12 protein-coding genes, 2 tRNA genes, 1 rRNA gene, 7 pseudogenes and 1 other annotated feature are annotated in these 23,081 nt (G+C 48.5%); of the genes and pseudogenes, 17 read left to right on the top strand and 5 right to left on the bottom strand.

Annotated features, from left to right (window positions below; genetic code table 11):
• The 15 genes and pseudogenes from ACTBDU_RS07755 to ACTBDU_RS07825 all read left to right on the top strand — a co-directional run.
• Positions 1-678: pseudogene (locus tag ACTBDU_RS07755) on the top strand (IS3 family transposase); the annotation flags it as partial.
• A gap of 242 nt (positions 679-920) precedes the next feature.
• Positions 921-2,462 (top strand): 16S ribosomal RNA (locus tag ACTBDU_RS07760).
• A gap of 73 nt (positions 2,463-2,535) precedes the next feature.
• A tRNA-Ile gene (locus ACTBDU_RS07765) sits at positions 2,536-2,612 on the top strand.
• Positions 2,613-2,701: 89 nt separating this feature from the next.
• Positions 2,702-3,850, top strand: a pseudogene (locus ACTBDU_RS07770) (IS3 family transposase).
• A gap of 210 nt (positions 3,851-4,060) precedes the next feature.
• Positions 4,061-4,136 (top strand) — tRNA-Ala (locus ACTBDU_RS07775).
• 457 nt (positions 4,137-4,593) lie between these two features.
• Positions 4,594-5,829: a sequence feature (23S ribosomal RNA rRNA prediction is too short), on the top strand.
• Between the two features lie 418 nt (positions 5,830-6,247).
• Complete coding sequence (locus tag ACTBDU_RS07780) at positions 6,248-6,574, top strand: hypothetical protein (protein WP_438806083.1); 327 nt, start codon at positions 6,248-6,250, stop codon at positions 6,572-6,574.
• 1 nt (position 6,575) lies between these two features.
• A complete protein-coding gene (locus tag ACTBDU_RS07785) occupies positions 6,576-7,334 on the top strand; it encodes a glycosyltransferase family 2 protein (protein WP_438806084.1) in 759 nt (252 codons plus the stop codon).
• A gap of 25 nt (positions 7,335-7,359) precedes the next feature.
• Positions 7,360-9,114 carry a hypothetical protein gene (locus ACTBDU_RS07790; protein WP_438806085.1) on the top strand — a complete coding sequence of 585 codons (1,755 nt, stop codon included), beginning with the start codon at positions 7,360-7,362 and terminating at the stop codon, positions 9,112-9,114.
• Positions 9,114-9,605, top strand: a complete 492-nt coding sequence (locus tag ACTBDU_RS07795) for a hypothetical protein (RefSeq protein ID WP_438806086.1) — start codon at positions 9,114-9,116, stop codon at positions 9,603-9,605. The genes ACTBDU_RS07790 and ACTBDU_RS07795 overlap by 1 nt, the downstream gene beginning before the upstream one ends.
• A gap of 21 nt (positions 9,606-9,626) precedes the next feature.
• Positions 9,627-10,652, top strand: coding sequence for a WavE lipopolysaccharide synthesis family protein (locus ACTBDU_RS07800; protein ID WP_438806087.1), 1,026 nt, complete (start codon positions 9,627-9,629; stop codon positions 10,650-10,652).
• A 4-nt stretch (positions 10,653-10,656) separates the two neighbouring features.
• Complete coding sequence (locus tag ACTBDU_RS07805; RefSeq protein WP_438806088.1) at positions 10,657-11,472, top strand: ABC transporter permease; 816 nt, start codon at positions 10,657-10,659, stop codon at positions 11,470-11,472.
• Complete coding sequence (locus ACTBDU_RS07810; protein WP_438806089.1) at positions 11,469-12,197, top strand: ABC transporter ATP-binding protein; 729 nt, start codon at positions 11,469-11,471, stop codon at positions 12,195-12,197. The genes ACTBDU_RS07805 and ACTBDU_RS07810 overlap by 4 nt, the downstream gene beginning before the upstream one ends.
• 36 nt (positions 12,198-12,233) lie before the next feature.
• Positions 12,234-12,587: a hypothetical protein gene (locus tag ACTBDU_RS07815; RefSeq protein ID WP_438806090.1), complete on the top strand. Its 354-nt coding sequence runs from the start codon at positions 12,234-12,236 to the stop codon at positions 12,585-12,587.
• 279 nt (positions 12,588-12,866) lie between these two features.
• Positions 12,867-13,499 (top strand): HAD family hydrolase, encoded by a 633-nt coding sequence (locus tag ACTBDU_RS07820; protein ID WP_438806091.1) that lies wholly within the window; start codon positions 12,867-12,869, stop codon positions 13,497-13,499.
• 4 nt (positions 13,500-13,503) lie between these two features.
• Positions 13,504-14,412: a sugar phosphate nucleotidyltransferase gene (locus ACTBDU_RS07825; RefSeq protein ID WP_438806092.1), complete on the top strand. Its 909-nt coding sequence runs from the start codon at positions 13,504-13,506 to the stop codon at positions 14,410-14,412.
• A 427-nt stretch (positions 14,413-14,839) separates the two neighbouring features.
• Here the strand turns inward: ACTBDU_RS07825 and ACTBDU_RS07830 are convergent.
• Positions 14,840-15,270, bottom strand: a pseudogene (locus ACTBDU_RS07830) (SIS domain-containing protein); the annotation flags it as partial.
• A 245-nt stretch (positions 15,271-15,515) separates the two neighbouring features.
• On the opposite strand from ACTBDU_RS07830, the pseudogene ACTBDU_RS07835 reads away from it, so the two are divergent.
• Positions 15,516-16,460, top strand: a pseudogene (locus ACTBDU_RS07835) (PTS transporter subunit EIIC); the annotation flags it as partial.
• A 127-nt stretch (positions 16,461-16,587) separates the two neighbouring features.
• Positions 16,588-17,309, top strand: a pseudogene (locus tag ACTBDU_RS07840) (N-acetylmannosamine-6-phosphate 2-epimerase).
• Between the two features lie 162 nt (positions 17,310-17,471).
• Here ACTBDU_RS07840 and ACTBDU_RS07845 read toward each other — a convergent pair.
• The 4 genes and pseudogenes from ACTBDU_RS07845 to ACTBDU_RS07860 form a co-directional block, all read right to left on the bottom strand.
• Positions 17,472-17,755, bottom strand: a pseudogene (locus ACTBDU_RS07845) (YfiM family protein).
• Between the two features lie 142 nt (positions 17,756-17,897).
• Positions 17,898-19,253 (bottom strand): CDP-diacylglycerol--serine O-phosphatidyltransferase, encoded by a 1,356-nt coding sequence (gene pssA / locus ACTBDU_RS07850; RefSeq protein WP_438806093.1) that lies wholly within the window; start codon positions 19,251-19,253, stop codon positions 17,898-17,900.
• 148 nt (positions 19,254-19,401) lie between these two features.
• On the bottom strand, positions 19,402-22,059 hold the full coding sequence (locus ACTBDU_RS07855; RefSeq protein ID WP_438806094.1) for a bifunctional acetate--CoA ligase family protein/GNAT family N-acetyltransferase: 2,658 nt from the start codon (positions 22,057-22,059) through the stop codon (positions 19,402-19,404).
• Between the two features lie 41 nt (positions 22,060-22,100).
• Positions 22,101-22,805: pseudogene (locus ACTBDU_RS07860) on the bottom strand (tRNA-uridine aminocarboxypropyltransferase).
• Positions 22,806-23,081 lie beyond the last annotated feature (276 nt).

Below are 23,081 nucleotides of genomic sequence, written 5' to 3' on the forward strand. Positions count from 1 at the left end.
TGGCAACCCAGAGAGGCTTCCGGACGGGGCGCTGGCTCGCAGGCAGGCTCATGAAAAAGCTGGGGTTGGTCAGTTGTCAGCAGCCGACGCACAGGTATAAGCCGTGGCGGTCAGGAGCATGTTGCGATCCCGAATTATCTTGAGCGCCAGTTCGCTGTAACGGAGCCAAACTAGATATGGTGCGGCGATGTGACGTATATCTGGACCGGGAAACGCTGGGCATACCTTGCGGTTGTTCTTGATCTGTTCGCGAGGAAACCGGTGGGCTAGGCTATGTCGTTCTCCCCGGACAGCAGACTGACCATCAAAGCACTGGAAATGGCATGGAAAACGCGTGGTAAACCAGCCGAAGTAATGTTCCACAGCGATCAGGGTAGCCACTATACGAGCAAGCAGTTCCGACAGTTGCTGTGGCGTTACCGGATCAAACAAAGCATGAGTCGGCGGGCTAACTGTTGGGATAACAGTCCGATGGAGCGCTTCTTCCGCAGCCTGAAGACAGAATGGGTGCCGACAAAGGGTTACAACAGCTTCAGCGAAGCAGCTCATGAAATTACCGACTATATCGTAAGATATTACAGCGCACTCAGGCCGCATGAATATAACGGTGGTTGCCACCAAATGAATCAGAAATATAGATACTGGAAAAACGCTAACGCGGTGGCCAGTTTTAGTTGACCACTACAACAGTTGGACGACGCAGAAGTTGGCCTGGCAGGCTTGACTCTGTAAGAGGAAAGCGTAATATATGCACTTCGCGCCAGCCGGATTCCGGCAGCGTAGCGCTCCTTAACAATTTATCAGACAATCTGTGTGGGCACTCACAAGACGATATCGACATACCGAAGTATCAAGTCTTAAAGAGTAAACAACGAATATTTATAGGAATGGCAATTTTAATTCTTTGAGCATCAAGCTTTTAATTGAAGAGTTTGATCATGGCTCAGATTGAACGCTGGCGGCAGGCCTAACACATGCAAGTCGAGCGGCAACGGGAAGAAGCTTGCTTCTTTGCCGGCGAGCGGCGGACGGGTGAGTAATGTCTGGGGATCTGCCCGATGGAGGGGGATAACTACTGGAAACGGTAGCTAATACCGCATAACGTCGCAAGACCAAAGTGGGGGACCTTCGGGCCTCACGCCATCCGATGAACCCAGATGGGATTAGCTAGTAGGTGGGGTAATAGCTCACCTAGGCGACGATCCCTAGCTGGTCTGAGAGGATGACCAGCCACACTGGAACTGAGACACGGTCCAGACTCCTACGGGAGGCAGCAGTGGGGAATATTGCACAATGGGGGAAACCTTGATGCAGCCATGCCGCGTGTGTGAAGAAGGCCTTCGGGTTGTAAAGCACTTTCAGCGGGGAGGAAATAGGTAGCGTTAACAGCGCTATCGATTGACGTTACCCGCAGAAGAAGCACCGGCTAACTCCGTGCCAGCAGCCGCGGTAATACGGAGGGTGCAAGCGTTAATCGGAATTACTGGGCGTAAAGCGTACGCAGGCGGTTTGTTAAGTCAGATGTGAAATCCCTGGGCTTAACCTGGGAACTGCATTTGAAACTGGCAGGCTAGAGTCTCGTAGAGGGGGGTAGAATTCCAGGTGTAGCGGTGAAATGCGTAGAGATCTGGAGGAATACCGGTGGCGAAGGCGGCCCCCTGGACGAAGACTGACGCTCGGGTACGAAAGCGTGGGGAGCAAACAGGATTAGATACCCTGGTAGTCCACGCTGTAAACGATGTCGATTTGAAGGTTGTGGCCTTGAGCCATGGCTTTCGGAGCTAACGCGTTAAATCGACCGCCTGGGGAGTACGGCCGCAAGGTTAAAACTCAAATGAATTGACGGGGGCCCGCACAAGCGGTGGAGCATGTGGTTTAATTCGATGCAACGCGAAAAACCTTACCTACTCTTGACATCCAGAAAACTTGGCAGAGATGCCTTGGTGCCTTCGGGACTTCTGAGACAGGTGCTGCATGGCTGTCGTCAGCTCGTGTTGTGAAATGTTGGGTTAAGTCCCGCAACGAGCGCAACCCTTATCCTTTGTTGCCAGCGATTCGGTCGGGAACTCAAAGGAGACTGCCGGTGATAAACCGGAGGAAGGTGGGGATGACGTCAAGTCATCATGGCCCTTACGAGTAGGGCTACACACGTGCTACAATGGCGCATACAAAGAGAAGCGATCTCGCGAGAGTCAGCGGACCTCATAAAGTGCGTCGTAGTCCGGATTGGAGTCTGCAACTCGACTCCATGAAGTCGGAATCGCTAGTAATCGTGGATCAGAATGCCACGGTGAATACGTTCCCGGGCCTTGTACACACCGCCCGTCACACCATGGGAGTGGGTTGCAAAAGAAGTAGGTAGCTTAACCTTCGGGAGGGCGCTTACCACTTTGTGATTCATGACTGGGGTGAAGTCGTAACAAGGTAACCGTAGGGGAACCTGCGGTTGGATCACCTCCTTACCAAAACGATACGTCGAGTGACGTGTCCACACAGATTGTCTGATAACTGTAACGAGCAAGAAAAACCTGCTATAGGCTTGTAGCTCAGGTGGTTAGAGCGCACCCCTGATAAGGGTGAGGTCGGTGGTTCAAGTCCACTCAGGCCTACCAGTTCTGCTTATTTCCGTGGGTTCCCAGTACGTAGTGGCACACTGAATTTGGCCGCCTGAACAGAGGTGATATGCTCACCTCAGAACAACATGGGTGCACCAACGAAAAGAAAAAATTTTAGTTCTGAATTCAAACGCCAATCCGCTCAACTGGTTGTCGACCAAAATTACGCCGCCGCGCCAGCAGCAAAAGCCATGAACGTCGGTTTTTCTACGATGACGAAATGGGTAAAACAACCGCGTGATGAGCGACAGGGGAAAACGCCAAAAGCCTCTCCCATAAACCGCGGAACAAATCGAAATACGTGAGCTCAAGAAGAAGGTACAACATATTGAAATGGAAAACGAAATATTAAAAAGGCTACAGCGCTCTTGATGTCATACTCCCTGAACAGTTCTCGTTAATCGGGAAACTCAGAGCGCATCATCCTGTGGCCACACTCTGCCACGTGTTCAGAGTTCATCGCAGCAGTTACAAATACTGGAAAAGTCGTCCTGACAGGCCAGACGACAGGCGAACGGTATTGTGCAGTCAGGGTGATGAACTGCACAATATCAGCCATGGTGCAGCTGGCGCGAGAAGTATCGCCTCTCTGGCAACCCAGAGAGGCTTCCGGACGGGGCGCTGGCTCGCAGGCAGGCTCATGAAAAAGCTGGGGTTGGTCAGTTGTCAGCAGCCGACGCACAGGTATAAGCCGTGGCGGTCAGGAGCATGTTGCGATCCCGAATTATCTTGAGCGCCAGTTCGCTGTAACGGAGCCAAACTAGATATGGTGCGGCGATGTGACGTATATCTGGACCGGGAAACGCTGGGCATACCTTGCGGTTGTTCTTGATCTGTTCGCGAGGAAACCGGTGGGCTGGGCTATATCGTTCTCCCCGGACAGCAGACTGACCATCAAAGCACTGGAAATAGCATGGGAAACGCGTGGTAAACCAGCCGGAGTGATGTTCCACAGCGATCAAGGTAGCCACTATACGAGCAGGCAGTTCCGACAGTTGCTGTGGCGTTACCGGATCAAACAAAGCACGAGTCGGCGTGGTAACTGTTGGGATAACAGTCCGATGAAGCGCTTCTTCAGAAGTCTAAAAAACGAGTGGATACCGGTAACGGGCTACATAAGCTTGAGCGAAGCAGCTCATGAAATTACCGGCTATATCGTAAGATATTACAGCGCACTCAGGCCGCATGAATATAACGGTGGGTTGCCACCAAACGAATCAGAAAATAGATACTGAAAAAACGCTAACGCGGTGGCCAGTTTTAGTTGACCACTACAAGTGATGAAGAGGGCAGTATGTTGCCGACAGGCGGCATACAAGACTGTGCGTCGGAAGGCGGAGAAAGAGAGACTGGCTGTCGTCCTGTCGCGGTGCGGTATCGGGGTTTACCGGCGGGTAACCGGTATCGTCGCGGGTGAGCGACGGCATATGCAAGGTGAACAACTTGGGGCTATAGCTCAGCTGGGAGAGCGCCTGTTTTGCACGCAGGAGGTCAGCGGTTCGATCCCGCTTAGCTCCACCATTCCGCTGCGGAGTAGTAGTTTGGTTATTTGTGGGGATGAGAAGGTTTTTTTGCCGTAGTGTTATTTCAGAGCGTGTTGACAAAGCGCGCTGCGAAATACCGCTCTTTAACAATCCGGAACAAGCTGAAAATTTGAAACACATGCTGAAGTGCAAACTCAGTATGCGAGTCTCTCAAACAAAGTAAGCAAACCTGAGGTAACGCTCACGCGTTATCACTGCAGCGCGACAGGCACTGTCGTTTCTGCGCGGTCTTCACAGACTACACCGGGTTTCGCCTAATAACGGCACCCAAACGAGACGGTGCAAACGGCTGAAAGCCCAGGCGCACGGCACGCAGGCACCGCAGTGAACTTAATGTTCATGAGGATGCCTAGTACCGCGCAACGCCAAATTTCGGACGTGCAGCCCGTCGCTAACGGAGCAAACAGCTCAGGGTTGTGAGGTTAAGTGACTAAGCGTACACGGTGGATGCCTAGACAGTCAGAGGCGATGAAGGACGTGCTAATCTACGAAAAGCGCCAGTGAGCCGATATGAAGCGTTATCGGCCGGCGATGTCCGAATGGGGAAACCCGGTGCAATTCGTTGCATCATCGTTAAGTGAATCCATAGCTTAACGAAGCGAACCAGGGGAACTGAAACATCTCAGTACCCTGAGAAAAAAATCAACCGAGATTCCCCCAGTAGCGGCAAGCGAAGGGGGAACAGCCCAGAGCCATCATCAGCTTGCGCATCAGGAGAAAGGTCTGAAAAGTCCGGCGACAAAAAGTGATAGCCCCGTATCCGAAGGTGCGCTTGTTGTAAGCTTGATGAATTAAGGCGGGACACGTGATATCCTGTCTGAAGATAAGGGGACCATCCTCCAAGGCTAAATACTCCTGACTGACCGATAGTAAACCAGTACCGTGAGGGAAAGGCGAAAAGAACCCCGGCGAGGGGAATAAAATAGAACCTGAAACCGTGTACGTACAAGCAGTAAAAGCATCCTTCGGGGTGTGACTGCGTACCTTTTGTATAATGAGTCAGCGACTTATATGCTGTAGCAAGGTTAACCGTATAGGGAAGTTGCAGGAAAACCAAGTCTCAACTGGGCGTCTAGTTGCAAGGTATAAAACCCGAAACCCGGTGATCTAGCCATGGGCAGGTTGAAGGTTGGGTAACACTAACTGGAAGACCGAACCGACTAATGGTTGAAAAATTAGCGGATGGCTCGTGGCTGAGACTGAAAGGCCGATCAAATCGGAAAATAGCTGGTTCTCCCCGAAAGCTATTTAAGTAGCGCCTCGTGAAGTCATCTACGGGGGTAGAGTACTGTTTCGGCTAGGGGTCCATCCCGGGTTAGTAACCCGATGCAAATTGCGAATACCGTAAAATGTTATCACGAGAGACACACAGCGGGTGCTAACGTCCGTCGTGAAGAGGGAAACAACCCAGATCGCCAGGATGTTAGCTTAGAAACAGTTATCATTTAAAGAATGCGTAATAGTTCACTGGTCGAGTTTTAGTTGACCACTACAAAGTGTGTTGTGCCGTGTTAGTCAACCAAAGGTTTTTTTGTGTAATGGGTGTTAAATAAGCCATAATAACTTTGTATTAAGGTAAAAGTGAAAGTGATCAGCAATGTAAAAAAGAAACTTTACGGAATCATGTGTAAAACTTCTTATAAGGCATGCTGGTACGGCGTTAGAAGCTGTAGCGGTAAGCCGTTAAAACGCTTAAGTGAGATGAAGAGGACGTAAAAAGGAATAGACAGCGCTAAAAAGAGTACTTCAGCAATTAAATGGATGTAATACAGAACAAAACTAACTTTTAAAGTTATTATTTGAAGCACATAAAATTGCGCGATAATAGACTATTATGGAGACTTTGTTTAGTGAAAGAATTTCAAATCAAGAAGTTGCAGTAGTAGTGCACCCTATTGAATTGCAAAAAAATTTACACGGGCTCCTCTATGTTTCTCCATCATCTAATGTTATAGTTTCTGGACACTAATCTTCATATGTATATTTTACTAAATATAGCTCATTAGGGAATATATAAGTATAATAAACTTTGTGTTTAATGAGTTGTAATCAATGCATTGCATAACTTCAAAAAAATGAGAAAGATTTATGAAAAGTTATCATCTGAACGAAATGCTGAAAGGCTGGTTTGTTGGGGCTTTTACTCCGTCTTTGTATATCACCAAAGATGTCGGGGTCGCCGTTCAGCATTTTAAAGCAGGCGATTACGAGGTAAAACACCTTCATAAGATTGCTACGGAAATCACTGTTATTGTATCAGGCGCTGTTAGAATGAATGGCACGAAATATATAGCTGGCAGCATTATCAAGATTCTTCCTGGCGAAAGCACCGACTTCGAGGCGCTAGAGGATACTGTTACTACGGTAGTTAAATTACCCGGCATATTAAATGATAAATATTTAGTGGGAGAATGACATGTTAAATATTGTAATTCCTATGGCCGGCCGGGGTAGTCGATTTTCTTCAGCAGGTTTTACAGACCCGAAACCACTTGTTTATTTGAATAATAAACGCATGATTGAAGTCGTTGTTAACAACTTAACACCCGCGCAGCAGCCGCACAGATTCATTTTCGTCTGCCAGCAGGAGCATCTGGATCGCTACAATTACGAAGCCGAGCTAAAGAAAATTGCCCCCGAATGCATCATTATTGGTATAAGTGATGTCACTGAAGGTGCGGTTTGCACAGTGATGCGCGCTGAAAAGTATATCAATAACGAACATGCTTTAATGATTGCTAATTCCGATCAATGGGTTGATATTGCGATCGATGACTATCTTGCAGAGATAGCGAAAAACAATCTTGATGGCCTGATTATGACTATGAAAGCGGACGATGCAAAATGGTCTTATGTTGAGCTGAATGAACGGGGAATGGTGGTTAACGTAGTTGAAAAAGTCGTCGTATCCGATGAGGCCACTGTTGGAGTTTATAATTATAAACATGGCAAAAATTTCTGTCGCTGTGTAAAGCAGATGATCGAGAGAAATCAACGTATAAACGGTGAGTTCTATGTTGCACCTGCTTATAATTATATGCTTACAGAAGGTAAGTTAAAAATTGGTATATACAATGTAGGAAGCGAAGCTGATGGCATGTATGGTTTAGGAACACCATCAGATTTGGAACTCTTCAAAAGGTTGCCGATATTCGCCAAAGCAGTATCGTTTTAATCTTTAGGCCCAGTAGGATTTCTAAGTGAAGCTCATCAGATTAAAGCATGATAAAAAGACAAACTATTACAATGTTAAACACACGCAAAAGCTGGAGTTATCTTTCTTGCGCGATGTGGGTCATACGACGGTAATTACCTTCCGTAATCTCGTGGTGCCAATGACAAAAAAGAAAGAGTACACAGTTAATGGCGTCTCGCGATATTTGTTTGACGACATTGATGATGTCCTTTTGTATAACGTACAATCAGATTCACCTCTTTATGCACAAATTTTTTGGGATGTAGCTCACCAAGTAAAAATTTCTGGCATGATCTATCTTGTAGAAATTTATGATACAGACTGCTTGATCGAAAAGTCTTATTTTAAAGATGCCTTTCAAGAAGTCGAAACAGCATCGAATTATATCAGAGCTTTTCAGAAAAAAAGCCCCCTGATTATTGAGGCTGATCGTGGTCTTGATGAATGGACATTCTGCATACCTGTCGGACCTGAAAAGCCGCTATTTCTCAATAAATGTGTTGAGCGTATTCTTGAATTAGATATACCCAATAAAGAGATAATACTTTGTGGTATGCCTCATAAAGATTTTAGATTCTTTGACAAGGTAAGAATTGTCGGTGAGGATATACCCGCGCCGCCTGTGCATATTACCCGGAAAAAAAACACCCTTGCGCGTGCTGCGACACTAAAAAATTTATGCATCATTCATGACCGTGTAATGCTACCTAAAAACTTTGTCCAAGCGATGGAAAGTTTTGGTGATGATTTTCCGCTAACGGGTCTTCAATCGTTTTTTTTCGCAGACAAGAAAAATTTAATACCGCGTCGCTATTCAGATTTTGGAACTACAAGTGAAGATATCACAAAAATATTTAACCTTCATGCAATGACGAAGAAAGAAATGCGACTTATTGGGCGTAAAGGTCTATTTTGCCAAAACCCAATGCGGAAAACCTATGGATGTGATTATTTGACAGGAAGCCTATACATTTGTAAGACGAAGCTTTGGAATTATTGTCCGCAAAACGAATTATTATATTGGGACGATTTTGAAGATATTGAGCATAATATCAGAGCGGCGTGTTTGGGTATTCCTGTGATTATAAATCCCTATTCGATGACGCAAAGTATGAATAACAGATCTATTATGCACTATTATGGTTATTATAGTGTTTTTTCTTATAAGGGTAAACTCAGCCAGCGTCGGGCTATAACTGAAGCACTCCCCTTTTTGCGGCGTAAACCTTTGTTCAGGATAACCATACAAGAGGCTAAGAGGAAACTTTTTCGTATTGCAAAAAAATATGCAGCAGAAGATAAGGTTTTTCACGTTATTAACCGGCAATCTTTTTCTGGTCAATCACGGTTGAAAACCATAATAATGGTGATTAAAAGTATTAAAATCCCTCTTTGGGAGGTGGAACAATTTGTTGCCGATTTTGAAAAGGATGTTCTTTGTGAAAGCATCCCCCCTCTTTATCGAAGCGATTTGATAGACACTCTAAAGTCATCCATAAGTGCCACAGATAAAAAAACTGCATTGATCACCATGCCTTTTCTGCAAAATCAAGTTTCCCATACTATAATCCATAGTCCATTTATGGAAAATAAGCACGATTGGTTTATCCGAAAAACGGTTCTTCAAAAGCTATGTAATAAATTATCTGCTTTTCAAATGAAATATTGTATGAATGGTGTATATTTTAAACTCAGTGTTCAGGAGATTACGGCCCTCATAGAAGGCACAACCGTTTATAAGAATGAGAATGACAAATAATGCAGATCAGTTATGAAAAAATGACCGAAGAACGATATTTACAGCTCACGCTTTTTCGGCAAGCTGGAGAAGAAAAACGTGAAGGATTTGACTTGCTAATCGATATGTCAAAAATTAAAAACTCATCATGTCGAAATTTTAGAATCAGTCTTCCTGATGATTGTAAAATGCTTAATATTAACTTTATTCAGTTAAATAATGATTTTTTCCATGAGAACTTATCTTTCCTCCGCAGTTTACTAATGGTGTTTTGTAAAAGAAAATTAGTACACAATGTCAATATTAGAATCTACTCTCAGCATTATGCTTTTTATCAAAAGGAAATAGACTCTTCAATCTTCTGTGATTCTAAAGATGGTTTTGGCAATAATAATTGCCGTGTTAGCTTTAGGAAGATCTTGCTGGCCATTGCGTTACGAAAAATAGTGGGATTAAGGTTGTCTGGCATTGCTTATAAAGCCTATCGCTATTTGAAAAAACTGTTCAGTTAGCGTTTCTCGCTGGATTTAACGATGCGTGTTTCACCTGATGATGTAACAATTGTAATGCAAGGAAGCGTTGTTGATAATAAAGGCATCGATAGATCTATAATCACTAACATCCGAAAAGTCAAGCAACATTTCCCGAGATGCCAAATTATTATATCTACATGGAAAATGAAATTCGCATGCAATGTACAATTTAGTAAATTAGCGCGCTATCTTGATGTTGCATATCTTCTCAATGAAGACCCTGGACTCATCAGTAAAATTGAGAATGGTATAAAATATGCGAGTAATATTAATCGGATGATTGTTTCATCTTTGTGTGGTATACGATTAGTCAAAACGCCGTTTGTGATAAAAATGCGAACTGACTCATATTTTACCTCTGACGCAATACTTGACTTGCTTGAAAGATACATAGTGAACGATAGGTTTAAGCGTGAGGTTGGTTATTCTATTTTTAATCACCGAGTTTTAAACTATAATCTATTTTCAAGAAATGCTAGGGGCTATTTGCCCTATCTTTTCCATCCTGGAGATATTTTGCTATGTGGATATAAGGATGACGTCATGAGCATCTTCGATGTAGATTTGGCGGATGCCAGTATCTTCGAAACCAGTAAGCATGGTTATTTTTACACTATAATGAATTATGTGCCAGAGCAGTATATATGGGTTAAATGTATTGATAAACGAAAAAGACTAAAGGTTTTTCACGGGAATTGTCAAAGAAATAATAAGCTCACTATTGAATCTGAAATGTACTACATAAACAATTTCATTCCTTGTGATTCCAGCGACATTGCTTTCTGCTGGAGAAAACACAAATCGCATTATCACAATAAGGGAAGATACAGTGTCTATGACTATTCTGATTGGATGAGGCTCTATAACAAGTCTATTCGCGGGTTGAGCACGCCAGTCGATAGAAAATTTATGATAAAAAAAATGGTTACGTTTTTCATGATGGGATTTTTTTACATACGTTCAAATCTGCTTAGCATACCCTTTGTGAAAAGAATAGCCTTGAAGATCTTCAATAAAAGAGGATGAGCTCATGCGAAGCATCGTCTCAAAGCCTAATAGTGTAACAACAAAGTCAGAAATTATTAACGCTAAATATCTGATATTACAATTAGCTAGACGCGATTTTTTTGTCAGGTACAGGCAAACTGGTCTGGGGTTTCTCTGGGCAGTCATCAATCCATTGACCAGTTTTATTATGTTTGCCTTTGTCTTTAGTCTTTTAGTCAAAATTCCAACGCCTGAGTATTCTTCACCCTATTCTGCGGTATTGATTGTCGGGATCTTGTTTTGGAACTTTTTCTCCGCCAGTCTTACATCCGTAAGTGACTCACTAATAAATAATATTGGTCTTATTAAGAAAGTCTACTTCCCACGCGTCGTTTTTGGCCTGGCAAGTGTTTTCGTTGCTGTGATCGATCTTCTAATTGCATTGATTTTTTTTATTCCCGTTCTTTGGTATCTGGATGTCACGATACAGTTCCCTCGATTGGTGGTTTATTTACCGTTTTGTATTTTAACTACGCTGCTATTCGCGTGGGGTATGGGTGCCATCATCGCTATTTTGAAAGTAAAATACAAAGATTTTAGGCACGTTGTTCCTTTGGTAATGCAAATTTTGTTTTATGCATCTCCTATTGTTTACACTTTAAGTATTGTGCCAGAGAAATATATGTATCTGTATAAGATGAACCCATTCTCGCATATATTGACTTTGGCGCGCTATGTTTTTCTTAATGGAAAGACGGTGCCTAGTATAGCCACAACGTTAGGCCTGGCGATGATCGTCGCGATTGTGGGGAGTGTCTATTTCGTGATGAATGAAAGAAAAGTGGTTGATTTGAAATGATTGAGTTTAGTAATGTTTCAAAAAAATATCGGACGAGAAAGCGCCGAGCTGGCTCTATAAAAGATATTTTTTCATTTGGGCGATTAGCCCGCGCTGGCCATAGCCAGATTTCTACTTTTACAGCCGTTAATAACGTGAGCTTTCATATCAACGAGAGTGACTCAGTGGGTATCCTGGGGAGGAATGGTGCTGGCAAGTCAACTATTTTGAAGTTGATGACCAAGATCATTCTACCCACTAGCGGATTTATTCGAATAAATGGCACCTTTTCTACATTATTAGAAGTAGGTGCCGGCTTTCATCATGATCTCTCTGGTTATGAGAATATTTTCTTATCCGGTGCTATCCTCGGAATGAACCGTAAAACCGTTAAGCAATCGCTGGATGAAATTATTGCTTTTTCAGAGATTGGCGATTTTATCGATTCTCCCGTCAAACATTATTCGTCGGGTATGTTTCTACGCCTGGCATTTTCCATCGGCGTTCACCTTAAATCTGATATTTTGGTTATTGACGAGGCAATATCAGTGGGTGATTCCAATTTCCAGAATAAATGTTTGCACAAAATTAATGAAATTAAAAAAAACAAGAAGACCGTTGTATTCGTAAGTCATGATTTAAATCAGGTGTCTGCAATATGCAACAAAGCGATACTCATTGAACAGGGTAATGTTATTTTTGATGGTGACGTTGATGATGCGATTAAGATTTACACATCGTGTTAACGTTTGATTATATGGATATTGATTTGATAGGTTTTTATGGAAATATTGTCTCATCGTGGATATTGGAAACAGCCTGCAGAGAAAAATAGCACTGCTGCGTTTATCCGTTCGTTTGATCTCGGTTATGGCACTGAAACCGATTTGCGCGATTTTGATGGACAACTTGTCATCAGTCATGATATGCCCGGCTCAAGCGCGCTTGCAGTAGATGATTTATTCACTCTATACAATAGTAGTAAATGTAGCTGCCGCCCCACGTTAGCGTTGAATGTAAAAGCAGATGGATTACAAAAGCTCGCTAAAGAAAAATTAAATCAATATAATATAAAAAATTATTTTTTTTTGATATGTCTATACCCGATCTTATCGCTTACAAAAATGAGGGATTAACGTTCTTTGTTCGTTTTAGTGAATATGAACCTGAATCTGGTCTTCTTGAGGAAGCGGCGGGGGTCTGGCTTGATGGTTTTAAGGAAACAATAGTAGATAAAGAGCTCATTAGCTCATTTCTGCACCGTAATAAAAAGGTTTGTTTGGTGTCCCCGGAGCTTCATGCTCGTGAGCATTTGGCCGTCTGGGAAAAAATTAAGCGGATGCCTAATAGCATCGTTTCATCAAACAATTTCCTTTTATGCACCGACTTACCCGACGATGCGACGAGGTTTTTTTATGGCCACTAAAATCAAAGCTGTCATTTTCGATATGGATGGTGTGCTCATTGATGCCAAGGACTGGCATTATGATGCGCTTAATAAAGCGCTCAATCTTTTTGGCTTGGAAATAACCAAGCAGGAACATCAGACTGCTTATGATGGCTTGCCGACCAAAGACAAGCTAATCATGTTAAGCTGTGACAAGGGGCTGTCTCACTCACTGCACTTATTTATTAATGAGATGAAACAAAAATATACGATTAACATCGTCAATAATTTTTGTAAACCGATGTTCCATCATGAATATGCCTTATCGAGTTTACAACGGGAAGGCTACAGGCTTGCAGTGGCCTCTAATTCAATTAAGAATTCAATTGAAGTGATGATGGATAGAGCGCATTTAACCCAGTACTTGGAATTTACTCTTTCTAATCAAGATGTGGTTAAAGGTAAACCTGACCCTGAAATATATAATAAAGCAATAATGACCCTCAAGGTATTACCGCAAGAGTGTGTGATTGTGGAGGACAATGAAAATGGCATAAAGGCCGCTCGCGCCAGCGGTGCGCATGTACTTGAAGTCAAAACGATCTATGATGTTAATTATGAAAACATCAAAAAATTTATCATGAGTGTAGAAGAGGCTTAATACAATGATCAATATCATTATCCCAATGTGTGGGGAAAGTCTTTATGAAACGTCCGATGATTTCATCTATCCAAAAGTTTTAATTGAAATAGCAAACAAAACGTTATTGGAGTATTCTCAGGACATCTTTGGCACGTTGAAAGAAGAAGCAAAAAAAATATACATTATTCCACGGAATAAACTTAAAGAACTGAGTCTTAAAACGATAATAGACACTATTAGCGATTCCACAGGCGTAATTGTGCCGTTACAGGCTAATACGAAAGGTGCCGTGTGTAGCTGTCTTATGGGCATTGATGAGCTTGATTTGCAGGCAGAACTGATCATTTCATCGGCTGATCATTATATTAAGGATGATCTGCAAACTATTATTGCATATTTCCGCAGCCAAAAGGCTGACGCGGGCGTTCTTTCTTTTGAGTCGGTGCATCCCAAATGGTCTTTTGTCAAATTGAATGCGGATAAACAGATTATCGAGGCCGCTGAAAAAATGTCCATTAGCCGCAATGCTGTTGCGGGATTATATTACTTCCGCCAGGCTAAAGACTTTGTAAGTGCGGCAAAAAACATTATACGGAAAGATAATTGCATTGGCGGGAAATTTTACCTCTCTTCTTGCTTAAATGAATTGGTTTTAGAGAAAAAGAAAATCATTCTACGTCCTCTGGCTAACGCCATTTATCATAATTTTTATGATGCTCACGCGGTCAAAGCTTTTGCCCAGTCACATGACAAACATCTCAATTCGGTAGGCAGGCTCACGGAACAATATGTTGAGGCTTTCAATACTAGGTCCTTATCGTCTGTGATTGGGATTTTTGATCGCGATGCCTCTTTGATTGATCCCGATAACCCACTTGATAGGACGGGAAAGCATCCGAGAGATGCTGCTGCGGTTGTTCTCGGCGTGTGACTCATTTTCTTTCGTTGCCAACTCAGTCATGACAGAGGGTTATAAATCAATCATTGAGTTTGAGCTGCAATTAAACGAGAAGACCCTACGAGGAGTGGATATTATCGAATGGAGTCAGAAAGGAAAAATCGTCAGACTCAACGCCTACCTCCACTAAGGCTTGGGTTGACTTTCAAAGTCAACGTCGCGGTGGAGATGACCGCATACCCGTGGAGTCTTGGCAGTAAAACCCCCAACGTTGGCACAGCGAGAATAACGGATGACCGGCGATGAGAAAAGAGACCTGGCGGCGGGCATTATGCTTTCATGACAAACAAGGCGAGCTAATACCTGACGTCCGCCGGCACGGTAGCCTGACGCCTGGTACGGCGCGTGAATGTCATACCCGCATCGGGGGCGCATTAGCAGACGCATCAATAAGCGGGGTTTACAACAACAGCGGTAGAGTAACCCTGGCTGGCTGGCTGGCTGGCGAAAGCGTAGCGGTCATCAAGCTTTAACAGCTCCTGGATCAATAACTCCACCAGCAGCATGGCGCCGATCTTTGATTGCAGCGTACCGGCGTTTAGAGGTACTTCTGGTTTGGCGGCCACCAATAATACGTCAGCCAATTTACAGAGCGGGCTATGCAGGGTATAGCTCAGCACAATCACTTTCGCCCCGTTCTCACGGGCGAGCGCCACCGCCGATAAGACATCGCGCGTCGATCCCGAACTGGAGATGGCAATGACCATATCTTCACGCGCCCAGGCTGACTGCATTCATTACCGCGCTATGCATGTCGTCAAAGGCGTGGGCGGATTTCCCCCGGCGCAGCAGTTTATATTGCAGATAATTGTCGATAATCGCGCCGGCCGCGCTTTTGCAGTGTCGGGCTAAAACTTTCCAAGCTATATCGCAGGTATAGCAGCAGATTCACCGGTGCAAAATATTGATTCACAGCAAACTCCTTGTTATAGGCTGAACCGGTTAGCAGAGGACCCTGAATGATGCCGGACACGCTATTTTAAGCGTTCGCAGCCCTTTACGAAAATTTTTATCGATCGATATACTGCTTATGATAAAAATTTTCGTCAATATAATCTTAATTGGGGATAATTATCATGGCTCGACCACCTTCTGCAGCAAGCGATAGATGGTTTGAAAAGGCCCAGAGATTTGGCGAATCCTTTATGTTGCCCATTGTTGTACCGGCGGCGGGCCTGTTGCTTGGGATCGGCGCCGCATTATCCAACGCGAATACGGTGGCCGCCTACCCTTTTTAAATATTCCCTGGCTCCAGAATGTGGTTACCGTCCTGGCGGACGCCGGCACGATTGTCTTCGCTTAATCTGGCGGTGCTGTTCGCCGTTGGCGTGGCGGTGGGTCTGGCGAAGGCGGATAAGGGCACGGCCGGCATGGCGGCGTTACTGGCCTATCTGGTAATGAATGCCACCATTAATGCCCTATTGCAAATAGGCGGCAAATTGCCGGTCGATAATCCCGGCGCCCACAAGCAGGGATAGCGCTGGGTATCCAGACGCTGGAAACGGGCGTTTTTAGCGGGGTGGTCATCGGTCTGGTGTCCTACTCTGGCTGCATAATCGTTACAACAAGATTATGCTGCCGCAGTTCCTCAGCTTCTTCGGCGGCTCGCGTTTCATGCCTATCGTTTTCTCTTTTGCCGCAATTATTGTCGGCGCGGTAATGATGGTCGTGTGGCCCTAGTGCCAGAAAATTATTTTCAGTCTTAATGGCCTGGTTGATGCCACCGGATATTTGGGTACGTTTATTTATGGCTTTGTACTGCGCATGCTTGGGCCGTTTGGATTATATCATATTTTTTATTTGCTTTTCTGGACTACGGCGCTTGGCGGCAGTGAGGTGATAAACGGTCAGCTTTATGAAGACACCCCGCGCATCTTTTTCGCGCAGCTGGCGGATCCCAACACTCAGCATTATTATATTGGTACGGCGCGCTTTATGTCCGGGGTTTTATTACCATGATGTTTGGACTGCTCGGCGCGTGTCTGGCGATGTATCATGTGGCGCGGCCGGAAAACCGCAAGCGGCGGATGAAGCGTTGCTGACGCAAAGCGGCGCCCGTGGCGTGATTAAACGTGGTAATGGGGTGCAGGTGATATTCGGCCTCCATGTCACGGCGATTAAAAATAAAATAGAGGAAGCGACTGTGTCATGACTGAGTCTATGCTGACAACGATTAAAGGAAAACTGGTGGTGTCGTGCTGGGCGCTGGAGCAGGAGCCGCTGCACGGTGAATCAATAATGGCGCGTATGGGGCTGGCGGCACAAGAGGGGGGCGCGGCGGCAGTCCGCGCCAACGGCCTGGCGGATGTAGTGGCTATCCAACAGCAGGTCGCGCTGCCGATTGTCGCTATCATCAAGCGGGATTATCCCGATAGCGAGGTGTTCATCACCGCCACGGAGCGGGAGGTCGATGAGCTGATGGCGGCCCGGCCGCCAATGATTGCGATGGACGCCACCGCCAGGCCGCATCCCGCCGGCGGTTTGCTGGCCCGGCAAGTGGCTTATTGCCGGCGACAGTATCCGGATCTGCTATTGATGGCCGACATTGTAAGCGTGGCCCAGGCGCGTCAGGCAGAACAACTGGGTTTTGATGTCATTGGCACGACGCTTTATGGCTATACCGAAGAGAGCCGGGGGCGGATGCTGGCAGAGCAGGATTTCGCTTTTCTGCGCGAGGTGCAGGCGGCGGTCAGCCGACCGGTTATCGCTGAAGGTAATGTATTGACGCCGGAAATGGCGGCTCGTTGTCTGGAATTTGGGCTGTCATGCGGTGGTGGTGGGTGGTGCTACTATTACCCCGTCCGCAGCAGATAACGGCGCGTTTTGTCTCTGCCATCGCCATTGCTAACGTCGCGCCAGAGGAGAATTAACCAAAAGCAGCAGCTGGAAACGCGACCCACCGGTATTGCAGGCTGGCCCGCCGGAATAAACGCCGCGAGCGCCGGAGTGGGAAGGATTAACGCGTCAACCCGGTGATGCAACGGGAAAGAGGGTGGGTCACCATCCGCCGTGCGGTACAGAGCGGTGATAGGCTAATTGCTCAGGGCATACAGGCTGTATGCCTGCGCCGGCGCTAGCGATGTTCCAGGTAAAGTCCTTCCAGCTCCAGCCGGTGCCTCCGGGCCGGCTGTCCCATGCCTCTTTTAGCGCGCCGAAGGTGGAAGGTGATAGACAGTCCAAAACCGATGTTACGACTGCATGCGGGCGAGGCCGATTGATGCTCGGCGATCGCGCTGCCGGCCACCGCCAGCAGGGCAGAGCCAACAAAGTGCTGGGCCTTGTCGCTACCGGTCCAATTGTCCTGTGCAGGTAACAACTACAGCCCGTGTATCACAGCAGTGGTAACAGCCACAACACGGGTACCGATAAGCGGCGGCCTCTGTGCATCAATGGGTTCCTGCTGGCACCGGCGACATAACGCTTCAGAAAGCGCCGCCGCCGGGAGAGGGCATCTTGATTCAGAGGATCCGGCTAATCAAACGGTCGATGCGGATCCGACGCAATCGGCGGATAAGCTTGCGGACTTTAACCGGATAATCGGCGATGCTCTCAAGTTCGGTAAAATGCCGCACTACCTGGGTGTGGGTGCGGATCCGGTTGAGCTCTTTCTCACGCTGCGGGCGCAACGCCTGTGTGGGATCGTGGATTAGCAGCGCATTTTCCAAATCAAGCCGCCAGGCACGCGGGTTGAGGTTATTGCCGGTCAGCAATTGCCACTCCTCGTCTACCCATACCCCTTTCAAATGATAACTATTGTTGTCGTCCTTCCACAGACGTACCACCAATTGACCGTTATCCACATACCGCTGCAGGCGGCTAAGAAAACGGCGCAAATTGATTTCGTACAAATACGGCAGGGCGCCGATAATCTTGAACGGCTGATCTTCAGGGATATAAAAATCGTTGGCGGTCTTATCGCCGACAATGATTTCCACCTGCCTGCCCAGACGCATCAGACCGATTAAATCCCGCACCAGCAGCGCTGGTAAGTTGAAATAGGGTGTACACAGCGTCAAGGTGTCGCGGGTAGAACACAGTAAATGATGAATCGTTTTGTTCAGCGGGTTTTGCTTGCCTAAACCCACTAACGGGGTAATGGTCAATTCATTGGGACCTGCTTCACATTGATAGCGATAGCTGGCTTCACGCAGGGTTTGGCGAAACAGGCGGGTATCATTTTTGATCTCGAGGTTTTTTGGCCGGGCGACGTTATCCAGCCGGCTTACCGCCGGCGCCGTGAGCAATTGCTGTTTGATGTAGGCAAGTAGCGTGTCGGCCAGGGAGGGATTACGGATAATCTGGTAACGATCGTAACGATATTTATCCTGCTGATGCAGATAAACATCGTTCAGGCTGGCGCCGCTGTAAATCACCTGGGCGTCGATAATAAAGCCTTTCAAGTGCAGGACGCCCAGCGCTTCGCGGGTATTGACCGGTACGCCGAAGACCGGCACGTCCACCCCGGGATGCGCTTGCGCCATACGGCAGTACCAGTCGGCATTGGTATCAGCGGCGGCGGCGCCGATACGACCGCGTTGCGCCCGGTGCCAGTCAACCAGGATCGCTACATCCAGCGATGGATCATTACGTTTGGCGTTATAAACAGCGTCAAGGACGCATTGACCGCCCTGATCCTGCTCCAGATACAATGCGACCAGATAGATTCGTTGCCGGGCGCCGGCGATGGCCTGTATGAGCGCATGATAGAAATCTTCAGGGCTGTAAAGCGTTTTAACATCTGCAACCGTCTGAGGGATTTTTGGCAGTTGTGCAAGGTGTTGTTGGTGTTTACTGCGTTTAAAAGTTGACAACATCACAGTGCGTTTCTTCTCTTATCATCGAAGGTTAGAATGACCCTATGCAAATAGATATTTGCGTTGAATCGGCCATAATACCACTACTTCTGTTGATTGTGGGCATGTTTCAACTGCCCGGCTAATCCTTGCTCGCTGTCAGCGGAATTCATGCTGTAGCCGGTTCCAGCGCCAGCGACAGCGCGACGATACCGTCCTGCAATTGAATATCCACCGTAAACCCTAATTTGCGCGCCAGCGTTATCATGCCGCGGTTGTTGGGCATGGTGATACCAGTCAGCCGTTGCAGACCGTGGGCGCGGGCGTAATCAATCATCTTTTCCAGCAGCATGCGCCCAAGCCCCAGTTTTTTCAAATCGGAACGTACCAGTACCGCGAATTCCGCATCGGTATTGTCAGGATCGGCAATGACGCGGGTTACACCGATGATAACCTCACGATCCTGCTGTTGTATAACCGCCACAAACGCCATTTCACGATCGTAGTCGATTTGCGTCATATAGGCCAAATCTTTGTGGGTAAATTCGCTAATTTCGCTGAAATAGCGGTAATAGAGATCCTTACGGGTCACCAGGCCGATGAAGGCTTTCAGCAGCAGTTCATCTTCCGGCAGTATCGGCCGGAACAGACAGCGCTGGCCGTTATTGAGCGTCACCACCGATTCGAGCTGGCGTGGATAGGGGCGGATGGCCAGCCGTGCGCCGGGATCGCCGTGGTACTCGCTTAATTGCAAGCTGACATCCAGCGCCGTCATATCGCTGCCGCAGGCCAGCAGCGGATGGATATTCAGCGCGGTGATTTCCGGGCAATCTACCACCAGATCGGAGACTTGCACCAGCAATTGGCTGAGCGCCGCGAGATCCAAGGGATACAGCGGGCGGTTGTTGCGCAGTGCGCCCATCTTTAACCCTTGCAGCACCAGATGATGCGCCAGCGCCATATTGAGCGGCGGTAATGCTACCGCCACCGGCGCCCCCGCACGCCAGTCGCTCTCGCCATCGCCTAACAGGATAAGCGGGCCAAATACCGAGTCTTGTTCCACGCTGATGCGTAGTTCCTGCGTGCCCGCGCGGCTGGCCATGCTCTGCACCGCCAGTCCTTCAATGCGCGCCGCGGGATAGGTAATTGTCGCGCGCTCAAGCATCGCACTGGCCGCCTGCGCTACTTCCGCCGCGTTGCGTAGCGCGAGCATCACCCCCTGCACGTCGGATTTATGGGCGATATCGGCGGACCGCAGTTTTAGCGCTACCGGATAGCCGAGTCCTTCGCTGAGCCGTACCGCGTCGTCGCTGTCGGTAGCGATCCAGGTGGGCAACGTCTTAATACCATAGGCTTCAACGATGGGCCTGACTTCGTAGGTTTCCAGTCGGGTAACGCCCTGATCCAGCGCTTCGCGGATCATCTGGTGGACGTGGGCGGCATCGACAGTCAACCCGGGCGGCAGCGCTGGCGTTTCCATCAGCTGCCGCTGATTACGTCGGTATTCCGCCATATGCATAAAGGCCGTCACCGCCCCTTCGGGGGTACGGTAGGTAGGTAGGCCCGCCTCGGTGAACAGGCGGCGCGCCTGCTGAGAAGAATACTCGCCGCTCCAGTTGGTCAGCAGGGTAACCGGCCCGGGGCGGGCGGCATCGGCCAGCGTGGCAATCACCTCGCGGGCGGTTTCGCTGCTGGGCGCGGCGGCGCTCGGAGCATGGATTATCAGCAGCGCATCGAAATCCTTACTGCCCATCAGCGCCGACAGCGCAGCGCGGTAACGCGCCGGTGTTGCATCGTCGGCGAGATCCAGCGGATTGCAGGGTGTCAACGTCGCCGGTAACGCGTGCGCCAGCGCCGCCAGGGTGGCGTCATCCGGCTCCGCCAACCGGCCGTGGCGGCGCAACAGCTCATCCAGCGCCAGCGCGGCGGGCGCAATACCGTTGCTGATGATCATTAAGCGTTCGCCGCGCAGGGGGCGCATATGGCTTAAGGTTTCTACCGCTGAAAACAGTTCGTGGGTGTCGCGTACCCGCAGCAGCCCGGCCCGTTGAATGGCGGCGTCATAGGCAGCATCGCGGCCGGGAGGGTAGTTGAGCAGCCGCTGCGCCTGGATGGTGCGGCCGCTTTTAATAACCAGAATCGGTTTGTTGCGTGCCGCGCCACGGGCGGCAGAAAGGAAGCGTCGGGCGTCGGAGAGATGCTCCAGGTGCAGAAGTATCGCGCTGGTCTTACCGTCGCGCGCCAGAAAATCCAGCATATCGTCGACATCGATATCAATGCTGTCGCCGAGAGCGATAAAGTAGGAAAACCCGATGGCGCGCTGCTGCGCCCAGTCGAGCACGGTATTGGACACCGCCGCCGACTGCGAGATAAACGCCAATTTACCGCGATGGATGGGGACCGGCGAAAAGCTGGCGTTCAGGCCCTGCCACGGCGCCAGCAGCCCCAAACTGTTGGGTCCCAGCAACCGCATGCCGAAACGCTGAGCACAGGCGCGCAGGTCGTCGAATTGCGTCGCCGGCGCCGACAGCACGATAACCGTCTTGCAGCCTCGTTCGCCCAGTGCGGTGAGCAGACTCACATTGCGTCGGCCGTGGGTACACACTACCGCCAGATCCGGCGTCACCGGCAGCGCCGACACCGAGGGATAGCTGAGCACGCCGCAGACCGCCGGGTATTTCGGCGTCACCGGTAGCACCGGCCCGCTGAAACCGCCGTCAAGCAGATTGCGCATCATCAGATTGCCGGCGCGGCCGGGTGTGTCCGATGCACCAACCACCGCAATCGATTTAGGCCCCAGCAGCACCTCCAGTCCCCGTAAACTCATCACTGCCTCCCCCGCTGGTTGACGGGATAAGTGTACGCGTTTTATTCCCTTTCTGCTGTGACGGCGGGGGACGATCTGCGCGGCGCGTGGGATTTGCCCGCCAAATAACGATGACGAAAGAGCGCAAAATGGGCCATCAGTGCATCAGCCGCGCCATGATCACCCGTCTGGAAGAGCAAAGCGGCAGCCACCTCCGCGGTGCAATGGTGACCCTCGCCATGGCTGCCGCGCAGGCCGTATTGCGACACGGTGGGCAATTCCAGCGACAATACCGGAAAATGCGTTAGCTAAGGGCTTTTGCGGAACATTTTGCCCGCCTCGGGCCAGGTACCGTCCAGCAGAATAAACAGCGGCGGCCGCGCATCGGGCAGAATGTGGTTGACGACCTGCCGCCCGCCCGGCGTATGGCTGGCGGGAAACACCACATAAGGCTGACGATCCGGATCGATCACCGCCGCCAGCATGGTTGGATCTGGTTGGGTACGTGACCAGAGAAACGCCTGCATGGCGGGCAGTATATCGGCGATCAATCGGCCGGTATTGCTGGGTTTTAAGGGTTTGGCATCGGACATTACCAGACAAAACCGGCTGCTGGCCTGCTGCGGCATAATGGTGGCGCATAAACAGCGCCGGCGCGGCAGCAGGCAATGCTCGCAGCACAGCACGCGGCAGCCGCGGGCGCAAAACGGGCGCGTCGATTGCTGCAAACGGAATTGGCGCAAAGCCAGAACGGCGTTTTGGGTGATGGGAAGTTCGGCGGTGTCAAAAGGAAACGAGTGTACCGGAGCGCTGAGGGGAAGGGTAACGCTTTTTGCCTGCGTACCGCCGTGGTGGCGCTCTCTTTAGGCAGCATTCCACATCGGTGGCGCCCCCCTGAGGCATCGCACATAGGGCGGACCCTGAGCAAAACTCGGGTAGTGGAGCCGCCCGCCATCTCCGGCATTGCCAGTGAAACGCTTGCGGCAACGCTCGCTCGCTGTCGAGCGGTCTGCACCACCGCGCGAATAAGTCGCCCGTGGCGC

Origin of the sequence: Sodalis sp. (in: enterobacteria) (genome assembly GCF_051710625.1) — a bacterium.
Lineage (GTDB): Bacteria > Pseudomonadota > Gammaproteobacteria > Enterobacterales > Enterobacteriaceae > JBPESN01.

Bases quoted from the DNA above. Each gene is read 5' to 3' on its own strand.
- pssA (WP_438806093.1), bottom strand. From the start codon at position 19,253: ATGTTGTCAACTTTTAAACGCAGTAAACACCAACAACACCTTGCACAA.
- ACTBDU_RS07795 (WP_438806086.1), top strand. From the start codon at position 9,114: ATGCAGATCAGTTATGAAAAAATGACCGAAGAACGATATTTACAGCTC.
- ACTBDU_RS07805 (WP_438806088.1), top strand. From the start codon at position 10,657: ATGCGAAGCATCGTCTCAAAGCCTAATAGTGTAACAACAAAGTCAGAA.
- ACTBDU_RS07810 (WP_438806089.1), top strand. From the start codon at position 11,469: ATGATTGAGTTTAGTAATGTTTCAAAAAAATATCGGACGAGAAAGCGC.
- ACTBDU_RS07820 (WP_438806091.1), top strand. From the start codon at position 12,867: ATGGCCACTAAAATCAAAGCTGTCATTTTCGATATGGATGGTGTGCTC.
- ACTBDU_RS07855 (WP_438806094.1), bottom strand. From the start codon at position 22,059: ATGAGTTTACGGGGACTGGAGGTGCTGCTGGGGCCTAAATCGATTGCG.
- ACTBDU_RS07800 (WP_438806087.1), top strand. From the start codon at position 9,627: ATGCGTGTTTCACCTGATGATGTAACAATTGTAATGCAAGGAAGCGTT.
- ACTBDU_RS07780 (WP_438806083.1), top strand. From the start codon at position 6,248: ATGAAAAGTTATCATCTGAACGAAATGCTGAAAGGCTGGTTTGTTGGG.
- ACTBDU_RS07815 (WP_438806090.1), top strand. From the start codon at position 12,234: ATGGAAATATTGTCTCATCGTGGATATTGGAAACAGCCTGCAGAGAAA.
- ACTBDU_RS07825 (WP_438806092.1), top strand. From the start codon at position 13,504: ATGATCAATATCATTATCCCAATGTGTGGGGAAAGTCTTTATGAAACG.
- ACTBDU_RS07785 (WP_438806084.1), top strand. From the start codon at position 6,576: ATGTTAAATATTGTAATTCCTATGGCCGGCCGGGGTAGTCGATTTTCT.